Genomic DNA, 26,689 nt, shown 5'->3' on the forward strand with positions numbered 1-26,689 from the left:
TCCATTTCTCCGTTTGGAGAAACTCCGATGCACTCAACAGGCTAAAGCCCATAATTATAAAAACGGGAGTATAACCACTCCCGTTTTCTAATTATCTTACTTGTGAGAAATGTGTCGAAAATTTCTTAACCCAATTTAATAGTTTATTCAGACTAATTATCCGAAAATGCTATTAATAACTCTCCAATTGTATCATATACAGAGAAATCCAACTCGTCATCTCCTAGCTCCACACTATAATAATCTTCTAAATCAACAATTAAAGAAACAAATGACAAAGAACTAATCTCTAACACACTTAATAAAGTATCCTCTGTTATTGCATCTTGATATTGTGTATATTTTTTTATTATTTCTTTTATTGCTTTATCCATTATTCTAGTTAACTCCTGTACAATCTTTCAAAATTATATCCAAAACATTTCTATAGTGACTATTTAAATAAAAATGCCCTCCCGAGAACTCCTCATACTCTACAGCTCCTGTAAAATAATTGTCCCAATTACTTATTGTTGTTAATATCGTATCATCCGTCTTGCTCCAAAAAATCCTCGCATGTATATCTAACTTAACTGGCTTTAGACATAGGTACTGTTCTAGAAGATGGAAATCCTTTTTTATCCTGTTTAAATAAATCTTTGCAAACCTTTTATTTCGATAAATATTATTATTCTCATCTCCGATACCTAGTAAGTGCTGTACCAATTCATCATCAGAAAAGTTATAGGAATGTGAAGACAAGGGTTCATCCCTCGACGAAATATAAAGATGTATTGGCAATTTGATATTTTTCTGTCTCATGCTAACACATACTTCATATGCCAACAGACCACCCATACTATGCCCAAAAATTGCATAGGGTTCCTTAGTGATGTACATATAAATTTTATTTAAAACTTCTTCTCGCAGCTCGTCAAAACTTTCTGCTATTTTTTCTTTTTTACACTTTCCTCTCCCGTTGTACTCTATAGGAACAATTTCAATATCTTTGTTTTCTGTATATGCTATAAATTTATCGAAGTATCTAGAGTCTCCTCCTGCATGTACTAAGCAAAATAGCTTCATACGCTTCCTTCCTTTTCTCAATTAACCTATACCACCTGCTCCTTACACAACGATATACCCATAATGTTACACATTTCCCATTCTGGAAGTATAATTTCTCTTATTTTCTTTTTGCTTTTTAATGGAACTTCTGTAGCATAAATATTCCCTTTCCTCACTTTTCCCTTTGACATAAAATCTAATGTCAATACTATCTCCTCCCCAAATAAAGTCTTATAAGAACCTGAGTTAGTTAGTGCAAAATTAACCTCTTCTTTTGAGTCGTCCTCATATAACACCGTTAAGCATCCAGCATACCCTTTATACACAGCGAATCCCATAAGCATTATACTACTATAAAAATTCACATCTATTGCAATATTTTGCCCTTGACAAGAAATATTATCAAGTTCCTCCGAATAAATATCCGGCATTTTAAACTGCATATTCTTACAAGTAATTTGTGCTGTGGGGCGTACAGTATCAGATATATAATACTCTATTTCTTTAATATTGAAATTTGCTTTTAGTTCGTTCTGTGAGTTATGAAATGCACAATTATTAAAATATTTTCTTAAATCTATTTCAACAATCTCAAAACTAGTATTATCTTCGCTCTTTATATAATTTGTACTCAAAAGAGTATTGTTCAAAATATTCTGTATTTGATCTCTTATTTCTCTTTCCTGCGTTGCCAAATTTCGTATTTTCTCGGCAACATTTTTTTTTGCAGTTAAAAAGTTATCTCTACTTTTACAACACCCCTTTATAAGCGTATACCTCATCCTTATCCATGCCTGAGCACTTTGTTGGAACAAATCAGAGATTAGATTTAATGAATCCATTTCATATTTGTTTGCCATATACTTTAACACATCAACCATACACAACCGAAGACGACCTATATAATCCAGTCCAGAAATCATAGGATGAAATCGCAAAGATTCCATATCATATTCTTTCCCATCGGAATCTATAAATATATCAAATTTCTCTTCAATTATCTCGGCAAAGTAGTATATTGAATCAAACATATCACCTATATCATCTCTTCTTTGAACTTTATCCAACATCATTTTTAGCACCGTATTAATTTCAACATCCGTAGCCGCATTTCCAATATCAAATTTTTCAATACTTAACAGTATCTTCTCTAGTTCTTTTTTCTTCAATTGTACAACGTCAAGTGTCCATGGTGGATCTAAAATATAAACATTTTTTTCATCATAACCTATCAGCAGAACAGGATGTTCATGTGCAGTTTCCGGGTTCATATAAGTTCTATGATAAGGCAAGCCAATCGAAAAAACATTCAATACAACAGGAATATTATCTGCCAAACTGTTATATATATCATTTAAATAATCAGCAAAATCACTATGCGTTATTAATTCATCATTGATACCAAAATAATTGTTCAAACAATATTCCAAGGTATTTTCTTCTAAATTAATATATTCATCTACTCTTTTGACATTATTTAAATTTACTCTAAACCCCCATGAAGAGGACAAGAGCAACATATAATCTCTGCCAATATAATTGAGGAAGCTAGCATAGATATCTTCTTTCATCCTAAGTGCTGGTGTTCGAATTGGTTTAATATTAAGTATCATTTTGCCTCCCACTCTTCTTCAATCTATAAATAATATCACACACATGTTTCTAATAAATCTCTTTATAAATCAAACGATTTAATTCCATTCTATTCGCCCGGAGTATATCTTCTTTTGCATATCCAACACAAATTACAGCCATAAGCTCATATGTTTTAGGAACATTAATAATTTTATTTACTTCTGCTTCCTTTTCTAAAATTTCTCCGATCCAGCAAGTACCTATATCCATCGATGCTGCCTGCAAGCAGATATTTTCAATTGCTGCTCCGATAGCTTGTAAATCCTTTTTATAATTATAGGAATTTGTTTTATCTAAATATATTACAATGAATGTATCTGGGTCTTTCATCCATTCTTTATATATAGAGCAGCTAGCAATTTTATTTTTTGTCATATTCTCTTTTACAATAACAAATCTCCAAGGTTGTCCGTTTTTTCCTGAAGGTGCCCATCGTGCACTTTCCAATATTGTATAAATGTGTTGAATAGGTACTGATTTTGGCAAAAACTTTCTACAACTTTTTCTCTTTTTTAGTAGCGAATGAATTTCACCCATTTTCTTTCTCTCCTATAGCAATCCTTATATTATTATCATTCTTTCTTGATAAATAATCTTGACTCAAAAAAATTATATATAATTCTATTTTCGATCTCTCTGAATTGCTTTGATAATTGATTAAAAATTTAAAAAGTTTTACACGTTACTACTAATTTTAGATTATTAATATTCCTTTTTACCAAGAAAGGCGATTATTCCAATTTCTTTAATAACCCTCTCTTCTACATTGTTCGTATATTATTTCCATCCGCTCTAATGCTTTTCTCTTAATCTTTTTTTGAATACATATTATTTCGTCAATCAAAGTATTTATCTTTTCAATATCATAATTTCGTCGAAGATTCATATATTCTAACCTTAAGTATATATGCTCTATCATTTCTATTTCATCACGCATAAACTCACTTATTCCATAAGATCCAAAGAAAGCCTGCAATCTTTTTACTACGACTCGATATATCCCTATACAATCCCGGATTTTCTCACACTCAAACCATATATTATGAGCTAAAATGGATTGTGAGTTCAGTTTCTGTTCAAGTTGAAATAAACTTTCTTCATTTACTACTGCAGAAATATCATTATTGATAAGTCGAATATCTAAAACATATTCTTTTCCTGCATATTTTAATAAATCTTTATATTCCAGATTACCTGTAAGATAAGGGCGGTCATTCACATATGAATACTTATCATCGACATCTTTATAAACCATAATAAAATGGTCATTTCTCCATGTATTTATATTCAATAATCCTCTTGTTGCATCATCCTTCAATTCCATTAGAAAGACAAGTTTTTTCTCTATATTTTCCACGTTTTTTAGTTCTAAAGGAACTAAATTCAACATTCCATTTTGAATCAATGTGTTTTGAATACGCTCTATAAATTTAATAGAACTATATTCCTGTCCCTCTAGAAATAGATAATTGATTATTTCTTCAATATCAACATAGCTTTTGAAAAAAATCCTTGCCCAATTAATGGTATCTTTGCATAATATGTATATAATATAATCTTCAACACAAGATAACCCAAATTCATTATGAAAATAGCTTTCTCGAAAATTCATATTTTTTCCTCATAATATTCTTTATTTTTATCCAATTAACTCACCTTTTCTCATGTTTTAATTATGACTAGGCCGTCTTGTCCCAAGTTGCATATGGCAACCTAACCTCTCCTGCCATAAATAATCACATACGCATCAAAGTCCATAATTCTCTCTTATTCATAAAAGAAAGTTGTGATGTTCCTAAATTGAGTCATCTGCTATGGTGATGTAAAATCTGACTTTTGCTCTCTATATTTTTGTATTTCTCCCTGTTCCTTTCCATGCAACGAATGTCTTCCGGAATCTCATAGTTCTTTCCTTGTAACTGCCTATGAATGTCAGGAATCATCTTCTGCAGATCATAAATCACTTCATTTATTTAAATTGAATAAAAAACTCTTACCAGCTTACATCTGACGGCAATCGCAAATTGTTTGCTCTGATTATGAAATATTCATGTAATGACCAGAACTTTAACTTTCCAACTATCAACAGAATCTCTATGCCTAACAATACCTCTCGTAGCTTACTTTGACCTCTTTACTTATATCCATTTGTCCTTTACGCTTTTCTAAGCAATTCTCACTTAATAAAATTCCTGCCAACTTTTAACTTTTATCTCTGTCTAGGCAATTTGAAATCTCTCACATTACCCACTTTAATCAGGAATCCGGCTACAGTAAGTACTTCTATATCTTTAATAACAAGCCTCTGTTCGCTTTGGGGCAACCTTTTATCTCATCCTTATCAGAATTTAGCTATATTTTTTTGTATTCGTAATCCTCAAGTCAAAATTTCATTTCATACCTTGTAACTACAGAACTTTTCTATAAACCGGCGCTTTTCTTGATGTCTTACAAAGGGGCGTTGCCCCTTTTCATCCTGACAACTATATACCACGCCGAATTAGTTCCTGACTTACTTCGCAGTACAAGCAACTTTTAAAAGTAGCATACTGCTTCGTTCTTCATAGTCCCAAATATTTCCATGCCATGAGGGAAAAATATAGCAAACCATCTAGCACGTATTTAACTATATCTTTGTTCAATTTTATTAATATAACAAACTGTTTTTTCATAATCCCAATTCACATTATTTAGTACAATACCTTTACATCCCTTACTGATGATATGTGAAATATCCATAATATCCGATCTAGATGGTATATATAAATTTGTATGACTAAGCAAAATATCTGTTGCACATAATACTGTTTTATTATGCTTCTTGCATACATTAACAATAGTGTTAAAGTTATCATATAGTCCTACACTGTCACACAATCCCAAATCTCCTCTTGCTACCAGTACACCATCTGATACCTTTACAATATCCTCGATATTGTCCATAGCCTTTAAGGTTTCAACTTTAGAAATAACTTTACCACCGTTTTGTATATATTTATGTAACTCAATTACATCATCCGCACTTTCCACAAAAGAAAGTAAAAAATCTAACGGTTCCTCTATTGTCAAAGTCTTTTTCCAAGCATTAACTTTACATTTGATTAGTTCCAGATTGATACTCTTAGTTTTTCCAATTTCAAATGTACCTAATGCTTTTACTGTTATTCTATCACCGTCAACAGCAATAATTTCAAAACCTCCCTCGCCATCTCCATATATCAATATTTCACCAACCTTATGTAAGCCAGAATTTATTTGCTCAACACAGATTAAGTTTTGTTGTCTACTTAATTTTTGATCAGCTATTATATGATATATTTCATTATTTTTTACGATACCACTAAAATTCATATCAAGAATTCGATCTTTATTATTTGGATATGGGATATCAATAACAATTCTAATATTTTTATTTACCTTATTTCTAATTGAAATTACCCTTTGAATCACATCATAAGCTTTATCGTCTGAGAATTTACATAAATTAATTCGTATTCCATAAACCCCACACGCATTTGCACTTGACAATTTATCATAATACCATCCATCATCACCATAATAATTTAATGTCGAGTATATTTTAATCATTGTTTATTTATTTAATCCCCTTCCTTTATGCCTAAATAATTATTACCAATACCTATATAACATTAATCAAAAGTATCTAAATAAATAAGTACTTTCATATACTCATTCCGATTACTTATTTGATAACCTAGTTTTACTATTTTTTTTACGCGATTAATCATATTCGTCATCACATATTTTTTTGTTTCTTCAAAAAATAATAGATTAATTCCGCAAACCATATATATGATACCATCAATACGATTTGTGACAAATTCATTTTTCCCTAATCTATTGCATAGCAAACATTCAACAATATTCTCATTAATAGGAATTCCCAAATCATCTATTTCCGTAGAATTAATGCACATATCAAGGTTGGATACAATATCGCAATCAATTACTTTTTTCACTGTGGTTTTCAAATAATCAACTTTACCAAACAATTCTGATTGATTATAATATGCTTCCAAATCCGCATCCACGGAGGAATCCCTATCGTGAAATTTTGCAGCTGCTAAAATACATTCATTCACGCAATAATTATTTTTCAAATAATTATAACCACTTTCCGTATGGGGCATTGCTTCTTCTGATGCATCAATAAAATATCCAATATCATGCAACAGCAAAGCACCTGTTTCCTCATCCGTAACATTGCCGAATATCTTTTTTGCATATTCAACCATTTCGTATGAATGTATATATTTTTTTGATAAAAAGCGAATCCTATTAACATTAGCGATATTAATCAGATTTTCTGCGTAGCACTTTTGTAATATATTATAAAAATCTATCTTCATCTAAATTATCTGTATACGAAATCAATTGGTCTGTTAATATCATCTTCTACAAGAGGCTTATAAATATCAAATTCTTCTTTTAGTACAATCAAACATTCCAAACACTTCCTTACCTCATCAAGATCCGCAATGGGCGATGTTTGATATGCCTTTAATGCACCTATATATTTTTCCATACCAAATAACTTAAAACTTTTAGAAAATGATATCTTAAAATTAACTTTTCTATTCTCCAAACTTTCGTTTAGATATAAGAAAAACCTGTGATTATAATCTTGAATAAATTCTGCTTTTTCCATCAACAACTCATTAGTAATTTCCATTCCATCTAAGCTTTTGGGAAGAGCAATAAACAAAGAAGCAAAGCCTTCTGTTGCATTATTCAAAACGCAAAAATCTTTCTGCTGATTAAGAAATTCTCTAATGAATTCCCCCTCATAAAATACCTTATAAAGAATTTCCTGATAACCCTCATATCCAAACAATCTTAATGCTGTAAATGCTGCAACAGGACCTATAGAAGATCTTGTCAATTCCAAAGAATATTCAAAAGGAGAATATTCGCCGCATTTAAGGGTACTATATTCTCTATCCTTATCACCAAGTCCCTGTAAACATGTTCTATCGCTTACCATCAATATACTTGAAACATAAGGACAATATCCCGTTTTATGAAAATCTGCACCATACGAATCCGAATATTTAATATCTTTAATTCGATTATACATTCTTTGAATTTTCTTTTTGGTTCCGGTTGGAATATTTAATCTATTATTTTCAAAATCATATTTTGAATAAAAAAGCCATGCCCAACCAATAACAGCATCCACATGTATATGGGGCATATAATTAAGATTATATTCTTCAACAAGTTTCTGCCTGAGATCATATACTTCCTTAATTGGATCAACCAAATTCTCGTTTGTTGTTCCACCACTAAGCATAATACAAGCCAGTTTTTTTCCAGCCTCTATTTTATCTCTTAAAATGTTTTCCAAAATTTCCATATTCATTCTTCCATCAGAAGCAACAGGAATAGTAATATGTGAATTTTTTCCAAGACCTAACCAATCACAAATCTCTTTATGACAAGGGTGTGCCTTTTCAGATGAAACAACAAAAAAATCATCTACCTTAACTCCATCTGTTTTACATTTAGAATTTATTTTATTTATTGCCATTTTTACAGCATATAAATTTGTACCTTTTCCACCAAATGTAAAAATGCCTGAACTATTATCAGGTTTCCAGCCTGCTAGTTTGGCCATCATTCTTACGACAGCGAGTTCCATTGCAAGCATATAACCTGTAGGCTCATCTTGAGAACAATTAGGATTATAGAGAAGACTATATAAAGCAGTTGCGATGCTCGCCAAATTGGCAGGTGGAGTTATATTTAACATGCATCCACTATGTTCCCACTTGATCGCTCTCTGAAAATATTTTGATATCTCATCAAATACCTCAGAAACCTCTTTAGATTTTTCTTCAATCCTATCCTCTTTTATAAATTCTGAATATTGAAGCTTCTCTCCTGCCAACACTGGATAATCCCCTGTATCATAAACAGAAATTCTATCATATAACATGTTAAACATATTGTTTATATTATTTATATCTTCCTTTTTTCCTTTAAAAAACTGTTCTTCTATTTTCACTTATCTATCCTCCTCACAGGGATTCAATATCTTGTATAAATTGTTGTCAACTATTTTTTGACTAATTATATTATTGCATTTATATATTTTCTCTCGAGTCTCAATAAAACTAAAGGATTCAACATACTTCCATATATTTTTATTAAAAATTTCCGGATAAATCTCATACTGGTTCGTATACTTTTGGTACAAGGGCATCACCCAGAAATGTGCTGTCATTGGCTTAATATAATGTTCTTCATAATAAACATAAATTTTATCATGAACGGACATCTCTTTTCTCATATATCCAGCAATTAGATTTGCACACTTCATGCACTTTATAAACAATTCAATGGGCATATCTACAATTTTGTCATATCTTTTTTTTGATGCCACAATATAAAATCCCGGTAGGGCTAATTTTGCATCTTGACGGACTACAATATCTTTATCTTCATATACTGGATTCATTGCAGAATCTAATATACTTCGATATTTTTCCATAAAATCGCCTCTTGAAAGCGAACTGTCTGCATATATGCACTGAAAATTTTTGCTACCACCCAAATTTATATAATATTTCTTTCCTTTTTCCGCTTTTACAGGCAACTCGGATTCATCAAAAACCTCAAGAATTTCAATATCGTCTATATTATCCATAGTGATAAGCTCCATTTATTTTAAAGCAATACCTTCCCATAATGTAGTATTTTGTATTCTCTCTCCAGGTACTGTTAAGATCATTTCAACTAATAAGACATGTACTCTTCTATATTTTCCCTTATAGAAATATACAGCTTACTTTCATTCTCTAATAATTCATTAATATTCGTAGGAATATAATCAATATACTCTGCAAGATATCCGGAAAATTCATCTGGGTCTACCCCTAGTTCCTCTAATACAGAAATATAAGCTGGAAGGAAATATGTTGTATCTTCTTGTTTATATATTCCAACAAGCTGAATCCCATTCTCCCAGTATCCCTTTCGTATGCCATAAACAAGTTGTGAATATCTCTTTACTATATCCATGTCTTCCTCCATGTCAGAATCTTCCAGAGACAAGGTAAGTGCTCCAACAACTTTTACCCCTTCAATTCCCTTGGTTACAACCATACTTTTATACTTGAAGAAAGAGATATCTGGATAAATATTTACATATATGTTATCATCTTCACTTTTCATATTCTTACCTTTATATTCTTCTTGTACAGTTTTCCCTATATACTTCAAAATCAATCCGTGTGGTCCATTTATTGTATACATTTGCGACCGAGTCCTTTAAAAAATTGCCGATCATAATGTCTTCAAAATGACCTAATTCAACTTCTGTTGGAACAACAATATCTCCATTTGGCTGGATCATAAAATACGCCCTGTTTCTTGAGTTTTTTCTGACGAATTCGACCTTAAATTGTTGGTTATTGATTTCTTCAAAATACTCTAAAATATCTTGAATGGATTCTATATCAACGTTTAATTCATCCCGATTTTCATATCCTCTGCCTTCTGCAACCAATTCATAAATTTTCCACTGCATCACATTGTATTTACTAATAAATTCATACATTTTTTTAAAATGCTCAATATTAGCATTCTTGCTAGTCATAACTGTTGCAATTTTTATTTTGATTTTATTTCCTAATTTGTTATTTCTTTCAAGAATAGCAACAATTTTATCGAAATTATCAATTGGCCTACCATTACACGCATTAGATATATTATTGTATCCATCTAATGGTAACGACATTCTACCGACGCACTTCTCAATAATATCCCTGTATTGATCATACATAAGTCCATTTGTTGATAATGATATTTCAATTCTATTACTATGTAACATCTGAAGAATGTCGCCGATATTTCTATTTAAAAGCGGCTCTCCACCAGTTACACAAACTTTCCTGCAATTTAATTTCTTTATACATTCTACTATATCCTTATACTTAACATTATTTATGCATTCAACCCTATTCGAAGCGTAACAAAACTCACACGCACATTGACAATCTGTTATAATCTTCCAATCAATAATTTCTATATCTTCTTTTATTTCTTTCACCTTTTCAACAATCTCAGTCTTTAACATATATTGACTTAGAAACTTCTGAATTTCTAAAACTCTATCATAATTATCATTGGAAACTATACAAATTTTTCCTTTGCTTCCTACCCAGATACATATCATATAACATTCTTCCAGTGATAACTCATTTAAAGCCTCATACAATATTCCTGCAACATATCCTGGTAAATGCTCTTCATCATCATAGAGATATAAACAATATCTTCCAGAGTTCGAATACTTATTTTCTATATTTTCATTTGCATTCAACATATTTCCAATTTTATGCAAACATTCTGTCAAATCCTTCAAAGTTAACTGACTATATCTGTTCAACTTGTAAATATTCATAGGTTCATCTATAGTTGCATAAGTTTCAATTTTATTCAGAACATGAATATCCTTTTTATATTCATAAACACTCCTCGGTGCATGTATACAATTATCCAATGAATTTAAAGCGTATTTGTTTCGTATAAATCTCTTTATACTATGGACTTTATTAAGCGCATCTTCTCCCTCTATTACATACAAAACTAATTCTTTATGGGTAAATCTATCAGCCATTATGTTAAACATAATATAGTCAGATACTAAATATCCCCATAGGGCAACAATATCGTTCTTTGTCAAAATAACCTTATTGGTATTCTCTATTCTCAGACCCGCTTTGTTTACCATTTCAACTATTTTTGTCACAACCTCAGGCCGATTTATTGCATCTGGTTTTAACAAAATAAATGATTTTTCTTTCATAAATTATATACTCTTCTTTCGCCAATTTAATCCCTTTAAAATTCCATTAAACTCGATATATCTTCTTAGGACGAACGATTTTACCTGATGCATTACGCTTAAAATCTTCAACAATATTTACAATATGTGGCATCATATATCCTTCTACCTTATTTGCAATTTTTTTCCTAAGCGCCAATATATCCTGATTATCCCTATCACTTAAAATTACATCTGCACATATCTGCTCAACATTATCAATAATCACACCATATACCAAAACTTCTTTAACATCATCTATACCCAAAATACAGTTCTCAATATCTCTTGGATAAATATTTAATCCACCTTTAATTATCATGTCATCACTTCTACCAACGACATACAAATATTCATTATCTATATATCCAACATCGCCCGTATCAAACCAATCACCATACTTTCGCTCCTTAGTCTTTAATTCATTTTTATAATAACCCTTCATTAAATATGGTGTTTTTATCCAAATACGTCCAATTTCTTTATTCGCCATAACGTTAAATGGTTCTTGTTCAGATACAATTGATATCTCAACATTTTTGAGCGGAATGCCGACGGAAGATGGTATTGTGTCAAATTTATCTGCCGGTAAATAGGATACACGAGGTCCAGCTTCTGTGAGTCCATACACATTAAAAATCATAGCATTAAATGCTCTTGAAATAGACTTAGCACGCTCTGGTAAAAGATATTCTCCACTTAAGGCAATTACTTTTAACTGAGTCTGCTTCTTCTGAAAAATTAAAGCCTCGGAAATTCCTTTAAATATTGTTGGTGTTCCACACATAACAGTTATGTAATTAGAACATAGAATTCTGCTTAAAACAATTGGATTGTATGTGTCAGAATAAAATAATATGTTGCATCCATTATAAAGTGCCGTTAACACCTCACCAACTATAACAGCACAATGATATAACGGTCTAGCGACCAAAACTGTATCATCCGATGTTATTGGAAAATACTCAGATATTGCAATACAATTACTTCTAATTGCTTCTCCTTCAAACATACTTGCTTTAGGCATACCAGTGGTTCCAGATGTACACATCATCAACTCAATTCCTACTAAATCTTCATCCACCCCTTCACATTTACACTTGTTAGGCATAGTCTTTAAGAAATAAATGGGGGCTTTAACATCAAGTTGTATCTCTGGATCATCTGTCAAAATTAAATCCGGTGATACAGCTTCAATGCTTCTTTTACATTGTTCTATTCCATAATGGATAGACATTGGTACAGCAATCATATCCATTTTCCAGCTAAAAATTAAAGCCTTAAGTTCTTCTATGTTATGCCGACATACTACTAGACATTTTCTTCTCCGATATGTATTTATATCAATTTTGTTTATATAGCTGTCGATTTCCTCAATGAATTCCTTATAACTATATTTATCACCTTTATATTCTTCTATAAAGGATTCAGGATTTTTCCTTATACATTCCTCAATAAACTTGCCAATCTCACCCACTATTAACCTCCCTTGCTTATCTTATGCAAATCCATACTTCTTCAGTAGTTCTCCTATGGATGAGACACTCTGAAAATGACTCTGATTAATATCATCATCATCAAAAGCAATGCCAAACTCTTCCTCGAGAGAAATTACCAGTTGTACCTTAGAAAGAGAATCTATTCCATACACTTTAAGATCCACATTGTCCTCAATAAATTCTACCTGTTCTAACATTTCCGCTATACATTTTTTAATTCTTTCGTTAATCATTTTTATCCACTCTTTCATAGTTTTTACAATTAAAGGACAAATGGATGTGAATACTCTAAGTGTTCAACCCTGTTATCACTGGCAAACCAGTCGATAAAATCCATATTATACTTATATACTTTCTTGTCCATAGGACTTACAATTTCTTTAAGGTATGTAATATCCTCAGGCTTTATTTTCTCAAGAACCTTCTGATATCCATCAATATCTCCAAGGCCTCCATAAATATTCAATGCATTATACAACGCATAATAGCACTCCTTCTTTACTCCATAATTATTGATTTTAGTAACAAGGATATCCGGTAGTTTATCATTTACATTCTTTTTTAAAACATTATAAATATCATTAAATTTATATAAGTTAAGATCTTTTCTTCGTTCCACCCAATCCCAAGTGGTTGCCTCCTTGTACAGATGCAGACATAAGTGAATAAGGAAATCTGCTGGTTCAAGTGTAACCAAAGTAGCATTTTCTATAGGAATTTCGACTCTATTCTCCAGCATTTTCGTTATGATACCGTCGTCCTCCATCGGCTTATAATCCAATGAAAAATTAATATCAACATTGATATATCCTTCTTCTGACATTTTTACAAAAGGAATAGTTTCCCCAAAATTCATTTTTGACATTATGATGTCCATTCTAGATGCTTCCTTGAATTCTCCATTAACCACTTCCCCTTGCCTAAATCCATTACTCTGAAGGAGCTTTTTACATGCACCGATGTTTTTTTCATTAATCAAGATGTCTACATCATTTGATACTCTATCACCAAGATTATATATGTTAGTAATAAGGTAGGCCCCCTTCAATAATGCATACGGGAAATCTGCATTTTTTAAAATATTGCTTACCTTGTTGATATTACTAACGCATAATTCTGCCTTACTAATATTGTCCTTATACATAACCTCAAAAATTTTGGAATACTCACCAAACTTACTGCATCCAGCATTGAGAAGATTTCTGTATGCAATATTTCCTATTCGATTAAGAATTATCTTTCCAAATATTTTTTCTCCAATAGTATTGTCAAAATATAGTTTTTCATCATTATATACATCTGACATTTTAATCAATTCCCGACTTATTTCTCGATTGTCCATAACTTAAATACCTTTCTTTTGTAATATTAAATATTTTTTTGCAATACAAGTTGCATTAACTCTTTCTATATATACCTGTTTTTCAAGCGGAAATACTCCAACTTTGTTTTTACTGTTATCAATGTTCCTCGATGTAAATAAATTAAACAATTATTTGTAGAAAAGACTCCGTATTCAAATACGGCTCGCCAGTATTCTAACGATCCCTATTACAGTTCATAGATTCTCTGATTAATACAACACCATAAGATACCCTGTGTACTTGTCCATAAATAAAAAACAGGCATAAAACAAGTTCCACTATGTATACATGAAGGCATATACAAACTCCTACGGCTTTATTACGGCATAGTAAAAAACACTTGAATTCTCTTCCATAATAGTAAATCGCCTACATAAGTCTACTAGGCTAGTAGCCAGTTAGCTGTACATCTCTTTTTGTATACATATTTACAGTTGCTTGCTCTATCTCTATTCCTTAGTACTTCATCGACTTCTTCAAAATGGAATTTGTGCTTTTATTTCTACATACAAATTTTTACATTTAAATTATTAAAAAAATTTTATTATTTTTCCTTTCACACATGAACCCTCTATTGTTCAAGTCGTCATTACTTTTTGTCCCTAGATTTTTCTAATTGTCAAAGGTATACTACTCAAAAAATACTTGCTAGATTCGAAGAATTAAGAAACACTTCTAATTAACATATAATAGACAGAGGTGTAGCATGAAATTTAAAGTTCCGATAATAAAGCTGGCAGAAAGGCCGAATCAATCAAAATCGCTTTCTCAACATTGATACCTTTTAGAGCATAATAAAAACATTCCGGTAAAAGCAGGTGGAAATTGATGAAGATTCACATGCTCCTCGGTCAACCAGCCCAAATAAAAACTTGCAAGTCATAAAACCGAATGCAAGCAAAGCTCTGATTTTATATCATTCTACTCACGGACTCTCCCAAGTTTACAGAGCTGAAGAATGCAGACTAGATGGAAGGAAAATTTTTTATATATTACGGTCTGGCAAAATGCATTTGGGACATACTCTTCTATGTAGGGAAGCGTATCAAGTTCTGATTTCAAACAAAATAGCCTGTGCATTGCCAACGGCATCTTGTATTGATCATAAAATTGGATAAAAGAATATGCATTGTCTCACCGAAAATCTCATATTCACTCATGGGACTGTACTTATTAAAACTCAAGTGAATTTAGAGTTGATAGGTGATTCATTATATGGTAAGACTCCCAATATATTATTTTGGGGATAGGGATGATTACCTAATACTTTATTTTTATGAAAGGAGAGAACAATGACATTTAAAGAAAAAGAAAAAAAAATTGATGAAATTTTATCAAGAGGTATTATAGTGGAGATTCTACCTTCTAAGGAAGAATTCAGAAAAGCTTTATTAGAAAAAAAATTAACCTTCTATATTGGCGCAGACCCCACGGGAGATTCATTGCATTTAAGCCATGCAAAGAACTTTTTGCTTCTCGAAGAATTCAGACAACTTGGGCATAATGTAAATGTTTTGTTTGGTGATTTTACTGCGTGTATTGGAGATCCTAGTGATAGAGAGTCTTCAAGAACAATGCTTACAAGAGAAAAGGCTAGAGAGAATGCGTCAAGTTGGGTTAACCAAATTTCCCGAATCATAAACTTTGATGATCCAAAAAATCCTGCACATGTAAGATATAATAGTGAATGGATTGATCAGCTAACTCCTCTTAAGATGGTTGATTTATTTACTCATACAACTGTACAACAACTTATTGAACGTGATATGTTCCAAAGAAGACTCGAAGCTAGTAAGCCCATTTATTTAAATGAATTTGTATATCCCATGTTTCAGGGATATGATAGTGTCGCTATGGATGTTGATGTTGAATTGTGTGGTACTGACCAGATATTTAATGCTCTTATGGGTAGGTCACTTGTCCGTGATTTCAACAATAAAGAGAAGTTTGTAGTAGCAGTTAATCTTATGGCAAATCCTGTTACGGGTGAGCTTATGTCTAAAAGTAACGGAACGGGTGTTTTTCTTAAGAGTGGTGCTGTTGATATGTTTGGTCAGCTAATGCAGCAGCCAGACGAAATGATTGAAATCATTCTTGTAAACAACACTAGAATTTCATTAGAGAAGATAAAAGAACTTGACATTCCTAATCAACCTCTGGAAGCTAAAATGTTTATGGCATATGAAGTAACAAAAATCTTCCATGGTGAAGATGCTGCAAATAATGCAAAGGAAACTTTTGTAAGCACATTTAGTAAGCGTAAGTTCCCCGAAAATGCTCCAATTGTAAATACCGAGAGTGAAACAATCGGGATCCTTGATTTAGTATGCAAATGTATGCCTAATGAGAGTAAGAGTAATGCTAGAAGATTGATTTCTCAGTCATCTGTTAGTATTAATAACGAGAAACATAACGAGCTTGATGAGATTATAGTTATCCCTTCAGATGGTTTTCTTGAGGTGAAAATAGGTAAAAGAGGATTTTATAGAGTTCAACAATAATCAAGAGACTATTTGTTTATAAATTCTATTATCTATATGATTTAAAAATAACTGTGAATGAAAGTTTTTCTGTAAATAAGTATTAGCTAATAGGTCTTCTATGATAAAATCTAAATCATAGGAGGCCTATTATTATGGCAAGAGAAAAGAAACCTGTTCACAAAGTACAAATGACCGAAGGAAAACGGAATATCATTCATCAGCTTTTGGACGAATACGATATCCAGTCTGCTGAAGATATTCAGGAAGCTCTCAAAGATCTCCTGGGTGGCACAATCAAAGAAATGATGGAAGCCGAAATGGATGATCACCTTGGATATGAAAAATCCCAGCGCTCCGATAGTGATGATTACCGGAATGGTTACAAAACCAAACGTGTCAACAGCAGTTATGGCACTATGGAGATTGAGGTGCCACAGGATCGCAGATCCTCTTTTGAGCCTAAGGTTGTTCAAAAGCGTCAGAAAGATATTTCCGATATTGGCAGTAAGATCATATCCATGTATGCCAAAGGAATGACTACCAGACAGATATCTGAAACGATTGATGATATCTATGGTTTTGACGTGTCAGAAGGGTTTATTTCCGACGTGACAGACAAGCTGTTGCCTCAGATTGAAGACTGGCAGAACCGCCCTCTGGATGAAATCTATCCGATCGTCTACATTGATGCAATCCATTATTCTGTACGTGATAATGGGGTGATTCGGAAACTTGCTGCATATGTCATTCTTGGTATCAATACAGAAGGAAAAAAGGAAGTACTTTCCATCAATGTAGGCGATAACGAAAGTGCAAAGTACTGGCTTTCTGTTTTAAATGAGTTAAAAAATCGCGGAGTAAAGGATATCCTTATTCTCTGTGCTGATGGACTTACAGGAATCAAGGAAGCAATTGCTGCTGCATTCCCCAAGACAGAATACCAGCGGTGTATTGTCCATCAGGTAAGAAACACTCTGAAATACGTCCCTGACAAAGACAGGGAGGCTTTTGCCACAGACCTAAAAACCATCTATCATGCTTCAGATGAATCGAAAGCCAGAGAGGCACTGGAGAGAGTCAATGAAAAATGGTCTCCGAAATACCCCAACTCCATGAAACGCTGGTACGACAACTGGGATGCTGTTTCGCCTATTTTTAAGTTTTCAGCAGCGGTCCAAAAGGTCATTTACACGACGAATTCCATTGAATCGTTGAATGTAACATACCGCAAACTGAACCGCCAGAGGAGCGTATTTCCGAGTGATACTGCACAGTTAAAGGCATTGTATCTGTCCACCTTTGAAGCTACCAAGAAATGGACTACAACGATTCGAAACTGGGCGCAGGTATATGGAGAACTGAGTATCATGTACGAGGGACGCCTTCCGGAATAATACCATGAAACACAGGGAAACAGACCTGTGTTCTTGACATGCTATCATTTCGCTGTTATATATAAAAACAAGGCGGAAAGCTTATTCACAAGCCTTCCGCCATTCATTATCATAGAAGATCTACGTATTTACAGAGTTTTCTTCACACACTCGTAAAAAAATGAAAATTTATCGTTCAACGCACTTGCAGACTCACTCAGCTTCCCTCCAGTAAACAAAGACTCATTATATTTTACTAACAACCAAGCAATTATTCACCTTATGTGTCTTCATTGTTCATAACAATTTCTTCATTTCTTATCACCTTATTTTACTCTATAAACCTCAAACTATTTTATACTGTAATGTTCATATTTTTTTCTGTCCTAATCATCAAAATGCAAAAGTTCCCAGCATAGTCCATGGTGAACCATCCCCTGGTTCACCACAAGTGCGCAATATCCCCTTGGTGCTTATTTTAGAATTTCATAGAGCAGACTGCTTCTGCCTCCGTTTTCCCGCCAACGTTGTTTCTTGCGCAGAAAACCTTCTCTCTCCAGATCAGTGATGGCTCGTTTGACTGTGCTGACCGACAGATGCAGTTCTCTGGCAATGGTACCGATTGCCGGATAGCAGGTTCTGTCTTTATTGACACGGCTCTCCAGATACAGATACACCGCAATGGCTCTATGTGGCAGATTTATCTTATAAATTTCTCTTTTGCTCACTTCTCCTCCTAATCTTCTGTGCGTAATGTCTGCCGTCGTCTTTTTGCAGGAGAGGGATCCTGATTCTGTTGCATTCCTCCACTTCTGACTGCAGAATTGTTTTCTACATTTTCGCCACTTTCCATGCAACACATATATCTGCGGATAATCTCCTCTTCTATTTCTCGCTTGTCTGCATAAGCTACTTTTCGTGCCGCCTTTTCCTCGACTTCATACGGTTCTTCAAAGGTGATGCCCCATTTCAGGAACAGCTTCAGTTTCGTACGCATCGGATGGGCTCCTGTCTTGGCTACGATAAAGTTTCCTTTCGGCTGAGACTTTAATTCATCCGCAGTCATTACAGATCTCTGCATCATCTGCAAGGACTGGCTCGGATCATTTTTCCCTCTGTTAACAGATCCTGACAGTACTGTCCTGTTTCCGAGATTTTTAGATAATACTTCCGCAGACTCTGAATTCGGTGCGAACCCGCCGAAGATCGTATCCTGGCAGTTATCGACAATGATCTCCGCTCCTTCTTTTCCATAGTTTTTCTGTAGCTGCGCAAAGGACTGGATCATGGCAACAATGCTCACTCTCCGGGAACGAATTGCAGAAAACATCATCTCGGCACTCTCAATTTTCGGTATGGTTCCTACCTCGTCCCAGAAAAACATCACACGGTTGTCCAACTTACCGCCGTTCTCATCTGCCACCGCAAGGATCTCTCGATAAAGTTGTTGTAAAACCAAGGAAATGATAAAGTATTTCGTATTATCCTCTTCCGGCATCACCAAAAATATCGCTGTTTTCTGCTTACAGAACATCTCTGCATCTATCGCCGTATCAAAGCACAGAATCTGTTCCAGTTCGGAATCCAGGAAAGCATTCAGCCTGGACAGTGCCGTGGAGAGAACTGATTGCATGGACTGTTCTGCGGTATTAAGTGCCGCCCCTGCAAACCACTTTGCTTTATGAGTGTCCGGAAGCTTTGCCATTAACAGTTGGAACTGGTTTTTCCCTTTTACTTTGGAAGGTGCCAGCAGATCCTGTATCAGTTTAAACACGCTGATAATGTGTCTTTTCCCTTCCGGGCAGAATTCTGCTATGAGCAGGATGGCCGCCGTCAGTATTCCCTCCGCCGCATCATAGAAGAAAGCGTTCTGTCCATAACTGGAACTGTCCGCTCCCTGGGATGAGATAATGGTCTTGGCAGTGATCTTCGCATATTTTTCGGCTTTTGCCTTGGCACCCAGATTCGTCGGATCCGCCAAGTATACATCCATGTATTTGTTTACGAGGTGCAACATATTATCACCATCGCTTCTGGTCGCATTGCGGAGATCGATGACCGCCGTTTGATACCCGTAGTATTTTTGAGCAATTCCCGCATAATTACGATATAGGTCGCCTTTCGTGTCCGTTGTCAGAAAACTCATTCCACTGGCACAGGCATATTCAATGTTCGGGTATAGAAAATGCGCTGTCTTTCCGACACCGGCCGCTCCGATCATCAGGCAATGTACGTCTCCGGTATCCACCAATGCATAAAGTTTTCCTGCTTTTTCAACACTTCCCAGTATCATTCCCTGTGCCGTTGGCAAATGTTCTCCCTTCCGCCAGCGTTCCGGTTCATAAGGGATGCTCTCGTAGGTTTCTGCGATTTCTTTTTGGGTAGCAAATCGTGCCGTACCATACTGTCCATCGCCTACTGTCCTGCTCTTGATTCCATTTAAGGTGTAATAGTGCGATAACAATGACAATCCGCCGATCATAATGAACATTGCACTTCCAGCTATCAGCAGTATCACGACTGGCTGCATAATATCATGCCTCCTTCCGGTTCTTTCCTTGACTCCTGGGTATCTTCCTTCACCGATTTTAACTGAGGTTCCTTATACTCAACGGCAACAAAAATATGAGCCCGGATGCATTCCATCGCAAAGCTCATACATTTTTTCACAAGAAGCTCTTTATTCTCTTTTTGTTGTAAATCTTTGGTTTCAAATACTTCCAGTGTCTCTTCATATGCCGTCTGCATCTGTCGGATCCGGGTATTGAAGTTTCCTTTATCCTTATGTGGCCGGTAACGTTTCAGCAGATTCTCCAGAATCTGATCTGCACCGGTTTCTACCCCAAGGGCGACTCCTTCCTTCTCCATGCAGCGAACAAGAACACCGGTAAGTAACATTCCCGGTCCGTCAAAAGCATCCGTCACCTGTTCTTTGCTTCTTCCTTTCTTCAGTTCCTCATAGATTTCCTGGTAATACCGGCAGATATATGTTTTGTCCGCATACTTGGTTCCTATGGTTTCCGTCACTTTTTTCAACACTTCAATCCACGTCCGGCACTCTTTCATCTTGGGATGTTCCTGCGCCGGAATTGCTTCTTCTCCACACCGGTTCTTTAGATCTTCATTCCAGTCTTTATAGGTTGACTGTAATCGTTTAATATTATTGTATCCATTTCGTTTCAGAATCTCCGCCAGTCTGCCACAGGCTTCAATTCCCGCGGCATCATGGTCCAGGCAGAGAATGACCGTATCCAGTTTGGTATTATCTTTTAGTGCCTGCAGCATAGCATGTTCCGACACACCATTTAATGTTATGTAGCTGTTCTCCTGCCACTTATGGGGATAGAGTGTCAGAAAAGACAGCAGATCAATGGGAGCCTCAAACACATAGAGCCTGTTACCGCCTCCCCGGTATCCGAACCCATAAGAGGAATCCGATCCTTCTTCATTCAGTCGAAAGTTCCTGCCATCCGAGCAAGTTCCCTTAATATGAATATGACGAATCTTCCCTTCCTTGTCCAGTCCGGCAAACACGATATTATGATGCTCTGAAGATTCATAAAGTGTTCCTGCTTTTGCAAAGTACGAAAGAATCTCCCTGCTGATATGGCGCTTTTGCAGAAGATACGCATAAACTCTTTTCATCGTCGGATTTTTTTCGGGTGGTTTTAGTTCCTTCAGTTCTTTTTCTTCTCTTTTTTCTATGTGTTTCTTTTTCCCAACTTTCTGATTGATTCTATCTGTCTGACAGTTGCTGCCTCCCTGCATAACCTCCCCGGTCTCCCCATCCAACAGATAAGTTACCGCTTCCGGGTATGTCATCCCGAAAAACTCCTGCATAAAATCGATGGCATGACTCCCCACCTGCTGGCTGTGGCGATACCAACTACTTCCCCGGAATGTCACACTCTGATGTCTCTTCCACCGCCATTCGTTACCGGATCGGATCACTTCCTCACGTTCCCTGTGAAGAATATCAGCAATCGGAACCGCATTCGCCCGTTCCTTCTGTTCCTCTGTAAAATAAATAAACTCTCCCAACGAAACCTCCTTTTCTAATAGTTTTTACATCATTTGCTGTTCTCTGTCGTCTTCCGCATGTCCCTGCGCGATCTTCTTCTGACGAATCTTTCTCGCCAGTTTTCTGTCCATTCTCTGCCTGTTGCCTCCTTTCTTATCTCCGTCCATGTTCTCTTCTATCACATTTCCCAGATGATGCATCAATCTGGTTGCCATCAATAACAGATCCGGATGGGGCATATCATTCCAATGTTTCAAAAAATAAGCTGCATATATATTTCCCTGCTCTGCTGAACGTGAAAAATACTCATATGCCTTCTCCCTGTCCTGTTCTACCTCTTTGCCGATCAGATATAGTTTGCCGAGGACATATTGTGCGTATTGATTTCCGGCTTCTGCCGACATGTCCAGATAATATAGTGCACGTTCTATATTCTTCGGTAAGTCTTCTCCTATAAGATAAAGTCTGCCCAACCGGTATGCCGCAAGTTCATTTTTCTGATCCGCAGCCAGTGTCAGATACTGCACGGCGGCAGGAATATTTTTATACTCCTCATCCAAATAGATTTTTCCAAGCTGGTACTGTGCAAAGCTGTTCCCGGCATCAGCCGCCCGTTGCAGATGGAAAACCGCCTTTTCCATATCTTTTTCCAGTAACACCCCCTCCTTATATAACCTTCCCAGTGCATAGTCTGCAAATGGATTCTCCTGTCTGGCTGCTTCCTCCAACCACTTGACTGCTTTTATGATCTTTTTATAGTCAGGTGTTGCTTCTGGATCTTCTCTTAGCTTTTGTGTTTCCTGTCGGATATAAAGTCTGGCAAGCTGGTACGCTGCATGGGTATTCCCATAATCATACGCTTTTTTCAAATAACGTTCTGCCTGTTCTTCATCCGGTTCTGTACCGATTCCATGCAGATACATACAGCCAATGCGATACCAGAGCGTATCATCTTTAGCCTTCTTTTCCATGTTTATAAATCCTAAGAACGCTGCCCGGTAATAGTTTTGTGCTTTCTCTGGATTTCTGACCGTTCCCCTGCCTGCCTCACAAAGTTTTCCAAGTTCATATGCGGCATAAGGATTGCCACCATCGTAGGATCGAAGAAATAATCCGTATGCTCTCTCATCGTCCCGTTCCACTCCCTGTCCTCTGAGATAAAGCATCGCAAGCGAATAACACGCATAGATATGTCCTTTCTCTGCCGCCTTATGAAACCACCACACAGCCTCCTCCGGGTTTTCTTCTGTTCCAAGCCCATACTGATACATCTTGCCGATCCGATATTCCAGGTACACCCTTTCCTGCGTTTCTTCCAGAAGAAGTAATGTGTTCAGTGATTTTCCATACCATTCTTCTGCCTGTTCTCTGCTTGCCTGCGCCCCGATTCCCTGTGCATAGATTTTTCCCATGTCATGCATTGCATAGGCATTGCCAGCTTCTGCTTCTTCCAGCATAATCTCGTAGGCTGCTTCCTCATCAGCTTCTGACTCCGCAGTACCGTAAAGATACCCCCTTGCTTCTTTATACCGGTTTGTCCATTTTGCATAGTATGTGACCTCATCTTCGTTGTCCGCTTCTTCCAGATACAGATATCCCTCCCCAAAGCGAACCGCCTCTCGGATCACCACGTTTTTAATACTTTTCAATTCTTTTTGTTGTGACAAGGGGATCCGCTCTATATCTGTATCCTTGTAGTAGTGCTGGATCTCGTCTCTACACTTCTGCCATTCCCTGTAACACTCTGCCACGCATTTTTCTTTCGCCAGTTCATCCACGATAGTATTCACAATGGCTTTGACATCTGCCTTTAAGTAACCATACACCTTTTTCCCTCCGATATTTTGCAGCCGTTTGGATAAAAGCTGCATCTGCTCTGCGATTCTTGGATTATGGCAGATTCCTTTCTGCATTTGCTGCAATAAAAAAAGCAGACTTTTTTCTGCCTGCTCTTTTAATCGGTCTCTTTGTTTGGTTGTCTTTTCATAGATGCTTATAAAATCCTGTCGGAAGATATCATGTGCATATGCTGACCGCATAGCGTTGATTCCCTTCGTTGTCAAATACCCCTCGGAAGGATTTTTCGAATATACTACCATGTGTACATGGGGATGATGTGACTCATTGTGAAAGGCCGCATACCATTTGAGGTTTCTACTGTCAATTTTATAATTTTCACAGAGAAGTTGCACTCTGCTCCGAAGCAAAGCCTGCCACTGTGCGGCACTGTCATAACCCAGTCGTTCCGCATCCTTTCTTCGCAGGCTGATAACATTTGTCCAGATTACTCCGGTGTGGTTAGCGACCTCCTCTGCCACACGGGACAGTACTACTGGATCCCCTTCATTAGAAAACAGACCGTGAGTACCTATAATCTCTACTCCCGGTCTGTTTGCAAGATAATCCATGTAATTTTTCTTCTTCGCAATAATGTCGAGGTTGTTTTCCAATGCCTGAGTGATAAACTCTGACGCATTCTCTCTGGTAGGTCTCTGCACATAGTCATGATACTCATGCATCCGCTTGGCATCTGGGATCTTTGTCAGAATATCCGCGATCAGTTCCTTCTGTTTAACAGTCGCTGGCAGTAAGGCCGTCGTGCTGCCTACCTTCTCCACACCGTCACGAGTGCCAATGTAGTTGATGTAATTGGCTAGGTGCGCTGATGGGGAATTCTTGAGGTAGTTGCAACGTAGGATCAGTTTGGGCATGGGCTTCTCCTCTTCCTAACTATTGCGAACTTGCAAATCTATTATACAAAATTATATTTTGCTTGTATGTCTTTCATCATATTTTCGCTTGCTTATATTGAGTCAAAATTACTTAAGTAGATATGGGGATTGCTCCCCATATCCCTCATTCAAACCGTACGTGCCCTATTAAGGCATACGGCTTAACCCTATACTTCAACTTCGAGCATTGCGCTAATTGGCTCTCTTGTCCACGCAATAATTCTTTATATTCGTATAAGGTGTGCCCCTTCCCTCCACTGTGATTAGCAGTTTCTTCGGTACTATGAGCACTCGGACTTCCTATTATCCGTTTGACTTCCTCTCTTATTCCTTTGATTGTACATCATACCTCATTTGAGGAGATAATAGGACCTCAGCTGTTCCGATAACATACTTATCATCAACCTCGCCAAGTTCTCTGACTGGGGGATGCCATCATAGCCTCGCCCTAACGGTTACAACGATATTGTCTGCTGTGAATAAGAACACATCGACCATTTCCAACCTCATAATAATTTCCCAGCTCAATCACTTCACTTTCGTTTCGGCTCTGTTGCTCCCTGTCCTACGCTTAAACCTAACGTTACCGCTTCGGCTCCAAGGACTCGGTACAGGCGGTTGGTTAGACCTTACCTGGTAGGATTTTCCTACTGTATTATTATCAGCTTACCAAAGCTTACAGAATTACTTCCGCTTGCTAGGGGAAATCAGCTATGCTGATTTCTCAACTCGCACCTTATATGTATTATACTATCATATAACTTGTTATGACCATTTGGATGAATACGTACGTATATGTTGTCCGATATATGTTGCTAGATATTTTTCCATAATATTCTCCCTTAATAATTCAATAAATAGTTGTCTGTTCTTATTGATTGTAATAATTAGTTCATTTTCATCCTTATCTATAATTGCCTTTTGACAAGTAATACACACATCATAATACAAAGAATCACACTGAAGCTCGGTAATAAGCTTATGAAAAGCTTTTTTTAATTCAGTAAAATCTGCTGATACCATAGCTATATTTTGCATTCTACACGTACAGTACTCCATATTGTATAATTCATGATTTATATCATACCCTAATCTGGCCTTGGAATAGGCTGTATCAATCAAGTTCATATATTGATGATATATACCATTTTCTCTGGTACAATTCTCATCATAGTTTATTCTCAATCCTGGAATTAAATCACTCAGCTTACGTTTGCTTGATAATGAAGGCTTTTCTGAGAATACAGGAGTCACTACATAGTGACTATCTAAAACACTACTGCATAAATGATTTATATATAATTCCATCGAATTCTCTTTGACAAAATGCAAAATTTGTTTACTTAATATTCTGTCTCTTGTCCTAAATGTCTTTAAGTACTCAACCATCTCATCAGCTTCTGCGCAAAATATTTCTCTAATATTGTTTTGAAAAGCATAGACAGGGCTATCGTGTTCAAAATAATATTTATTTTTTGCTCTATTATTAATTACAACATCTTCACAGTCCAAGTATATGATCTTATCAATAATTGTCTCCGTAACAGGTTCAAAATTATATATTCTATTTTTATCTCCATTATGGAAAAAAAACCAATTTTGGTTTTTATAAATTGGAAATAAAAAGTCCGGATATAAGTCAAATAAATTTACTACCCCTACAAATTCATATGCCCTATCCATA

The 26,689-nt window shown here is 35.6% G+C and carries 21 protein-coding genes; 2 read left to right on the forward strand and 19 right to left on the reverse strand.

All coding sequences use genetic code 11. The features are described 5' to 3' along the window. Positions 1-152: 152 nt before the first annotated feature. From ACTRDR_RS04545 to ACTRDR_RS04610, 14 genes are all read right to left on the reverse strand, one after another. On the reverse strand, positions 153-374 hold the full coding sequence (locus ACTRDR_RS04545) for a phosphopantetheine-binding protein (RefSeq protein WP_418624654.1): 222 nt from the start codon (positions 372-374) through the stop codon (positions 153-155). Positions 375-378: 4 nt separating this feature from the next. Then, the gene (locus ACTRDR_RS04550; protein WP_440526309.1) at positions 379-1,065 is read right to left on the reverse strand and encodes a thioesterase II family protein; all 687 of its coding nucleotides are present in this window, start codon (positions 1,063-1,065) and stop codon (positions 379-381) included. A gap of 26 nt (positions 1,066-1,091) precedes the next feature. Beyond that, positions 1,092-2,660, reverse strand: a complete 1,569-nt coding sequence (locus ACTRDR_RS04555; protein WP_440526310.1) for a C39 family peptidase — start codon at positions 2,658-2,660, stop codon at positions 1,092-1,094. A 49-nt stretch (positions 2,661-2,709) separates the two neighbouring features. Next, positions 2,710-3,219 (reverse strand): nitroreductase family protein, encoded by a 510-nt coding sequence (locus tag ACTRDR_RS04560; protein WP_440526311.1) that lies wholly within the window; start codon positions 3,217-3,219, stop codon positions 2,710-2,712. Positions 3,220-3,427: 208 nt separating this feature from the next. Continuing rightward, on the reverse strand, positions 3,428-4,294 hold the full coding sequence (locus tag ACTRDR_RS04565) for a hypothetical protein (RefSeq protein WP_440526312.1): 867 nt from the start codon (positions 4,292-4,294) through the stop codon (positions 3,428-3,430). A 1,010-nt stretch (positions 4,295-5,304) separates the two neighbouring features. Further along, on the reverse strand, positions 5,305-6,270 hold the full coding sequence (locus tag ACTRDR_RS04570) for a pyruvate kinase (protein ID WP_440526313.1): 966 nt from the start codon (positions 6,268-6,270) through the stop codon (positions 5,305-5,307). 62 nt (positions 6,271-6,332) lie between these two features. Further along, on the reverse strand, positions 6,333-7,052 hold the full coding sequence (locus ACTRDR_RS04575) for a hypothetical protein (RefSeq protein ID WP_440526314.1): 720 nt from the start codon (positions 7,050-7,052) through the stop codon (positions 6,333-6,335). Between the two features lie 5 nt (positions 7,053-7,057). Further along, on the reverse strand, positions 7,058-8,710 hold the full coding sequence (locus ACTRDR_RS04580) for a pyridoxal phosphate-dependent decarboxylase family protein (RefSeq protein WP_440526315.1): 1,653 nt from the start codon (positions 8,708-8,710) through the stop codon (positions 7,058-7,060). After that, entirely contained in the window at positions 8,711-9,352 is a 642-nt protein-coding gene (locus ACTRDR_RS04585; RefSeq protein WP_440526316.1) for a hypothetical protein, read from the reverse strand. 89 nt (positions 9,353-9,441) lie between these two features. After that, positions 9,442-9,879 carry a hypothetical protein gene (locus ACTRDR_RS04590; protein WP_440526317.1) on the reverse strand — a complete coding sequence of 146 codons (438 nt, stop codon included), beginning with the start codon at positions 9,877-9,879 and terminating at the stop codon, positions 9,442-9,444. A gap of 10 nt (positions 9,880-9,889) precedes the next feature. Beyond that, on the reverse strand, positions 9,890-11,515 hold the full coding sequence (locus tag ACTRDR_RS04595) for a radical SAM protein (RefSeq protein ID WP_440526318.1): 1,626 nt from the start codon (positions 11,513-11,515) through the stop codon (positions 9,890-9,892). Positions 11,516-11,561: 46 nt separating this feature from the next. Next, positions 11,562-13,010 carry a class I adenylate-forming enzyme family protein gene (locus ACTRDR_RS04600; RefSeq protein WP_440526319.1) on the reverse strand — a complete coding sequence of 483 codons (1,449 nt, stop codon included), beginning with the start codon at positions 13,008-13,010 and terminating at the stop codon, positions 11,562-11,564. A 21-nt stretch (positions 13,011-13,031) separates the two neighbouring features. Beyond that, on the reverse strand, positions 13,032-13,265 hold the full coding sequence (locus ACTRDR_RS04605) for a phosphopantetheine-binding protein (RefSeq protein ID WP_440526320.1): 234 nt from the start codon (positions 13,263-13,265) through the stop codon (positions 13,032-13,034). Positions 13,266-13,294: 29 nt separating this feature from the next. After that, positions 13,295-14,374, reverse strand: coding sequence for a nucleotidyltransferase family protein (locus ACTRDR_RS04610; RefSeq protein ID WP_440526321.1), 1,080 nt, complete (start codon positions 14,372-14,374; stop codon positions 13,295-13,297). Positions 14,375-15,688: 1,314 nt separating this feature from the next. Between ACTRDR_RS04610 and tyrS the strand changes: the two genes are divergently transcribed. Together tyrS and ACTRDR_RS04620 are read left to right on the forward strand one after the other, a co-directional pair. Beyond that, positions 15,689-16,897: a tyrosine--tRNA ligase gene (gene tyrS / locus ACTRDR_RS04615; RefSeq protein ID WP_440526322.1), complete on the forward strand. Its 1,209-nt coding sequence runs from the start codon at positions 15,689-15,691 to the stop codon at positions 16,895-16,897. Positions 16,898-17,031: 134 nt separating this feature from the next. Beyond that, positions 17,032-18,273 carry an IS256 family transposase gene (locus tag ACTRDR_RS04620; RefSeq protein ID WP_440526323.1) on the forward strand — a complete coding sequence of 414 codons (1,242 nt, stop codon included), beginning with the start codon at positions 17,032-17,034 and terminating at the stop codon, positions 18,271-18,273. Positions 18,274-18,725: 452 nt separating this feature from the next. Here the strand turns inward: ACTRDR_RS04620 and ACTRDR_RS04625 are convergent, their stop codons facing one another. From ACTRDR_RS04625 to ACTRDR_RS04645, 5 genes are all read right to left on the reverse strand, one after another. Next, on the reverse strand, positions 18,726-18,980 hold the full coding sequence (locus ACTRDR_RS04625) for a helix-turn-helix domain-containing protein (protein ID WP_440526324.1): 255 nt from the start codon (positions 18,978-18,980) through the stop codon (positions 18,726-18,728). Between the two features lie 8 nt (positions 18,981-18,988). Beyond that, positions 18,989-20,782 carry a VirD4-like conjugal transfer protein, CD1115 family gene (locus ACTRDR_RS04630; RefSeq protein WP_440526325.1) on the reverse strand — a complete coding sequence of 598 codons (1,794 nt, stop codon included), beginning with the start codon at positions 20,780-20,782 and terminating at the stop codon, positions 18,989-18,991. Further along, positions 20,767-22,293 (reverse strand): DUF3991 and toprim domain-containing protein, encoded by a 1,527-nt coding sequence (locus ACTRDR_RS04635; protein ID WP_440526326.1) that lies wholly within the window; start codon positions 22,291-22,293, stop codon positions 20,767-20,769. Before ACTRDR_RS04635 ends, ACTRDR_RS04630 begins: the two co-directional genes overlap by 16 nt. 24 nt (positions 22,294-22,317) lie before the next feature. Next, positions 22,318-24,984, reverse strand: coding sequence for a MobP3 family relaxase (mobP3, locus tag ACTRDR_RS04640; RefSeq protein ID WP_440526327.1), 2,667 nt, complete (start codon positions 24,982-24,984; stop codon positions 22,318-22,320). Positions 24,985-25,770: 786 nt separating this feature from the next. Then, positions 25,771-26,688, reverse strand: coding sequence for a hypothetical protein (locus ACTRDR_RS04645; RefSeq protein WP_440526328.1), 918 nt, complete (start codon positions 26,686-26,688; stop codon positions 25,771-25,773). Between the last annotated feature and the right edge of the window lies 1 nt (position 26,689).

The sequence above is a fragment of the Simiaoa sp. genome (assembly GCF_051972595.1).
Classification (GTDB): Bacteria; Bacillota; Clostridia; order Lachnospirales; family Lachnospiraceae; genus Acetatifactor; species Acetatifactor hominis.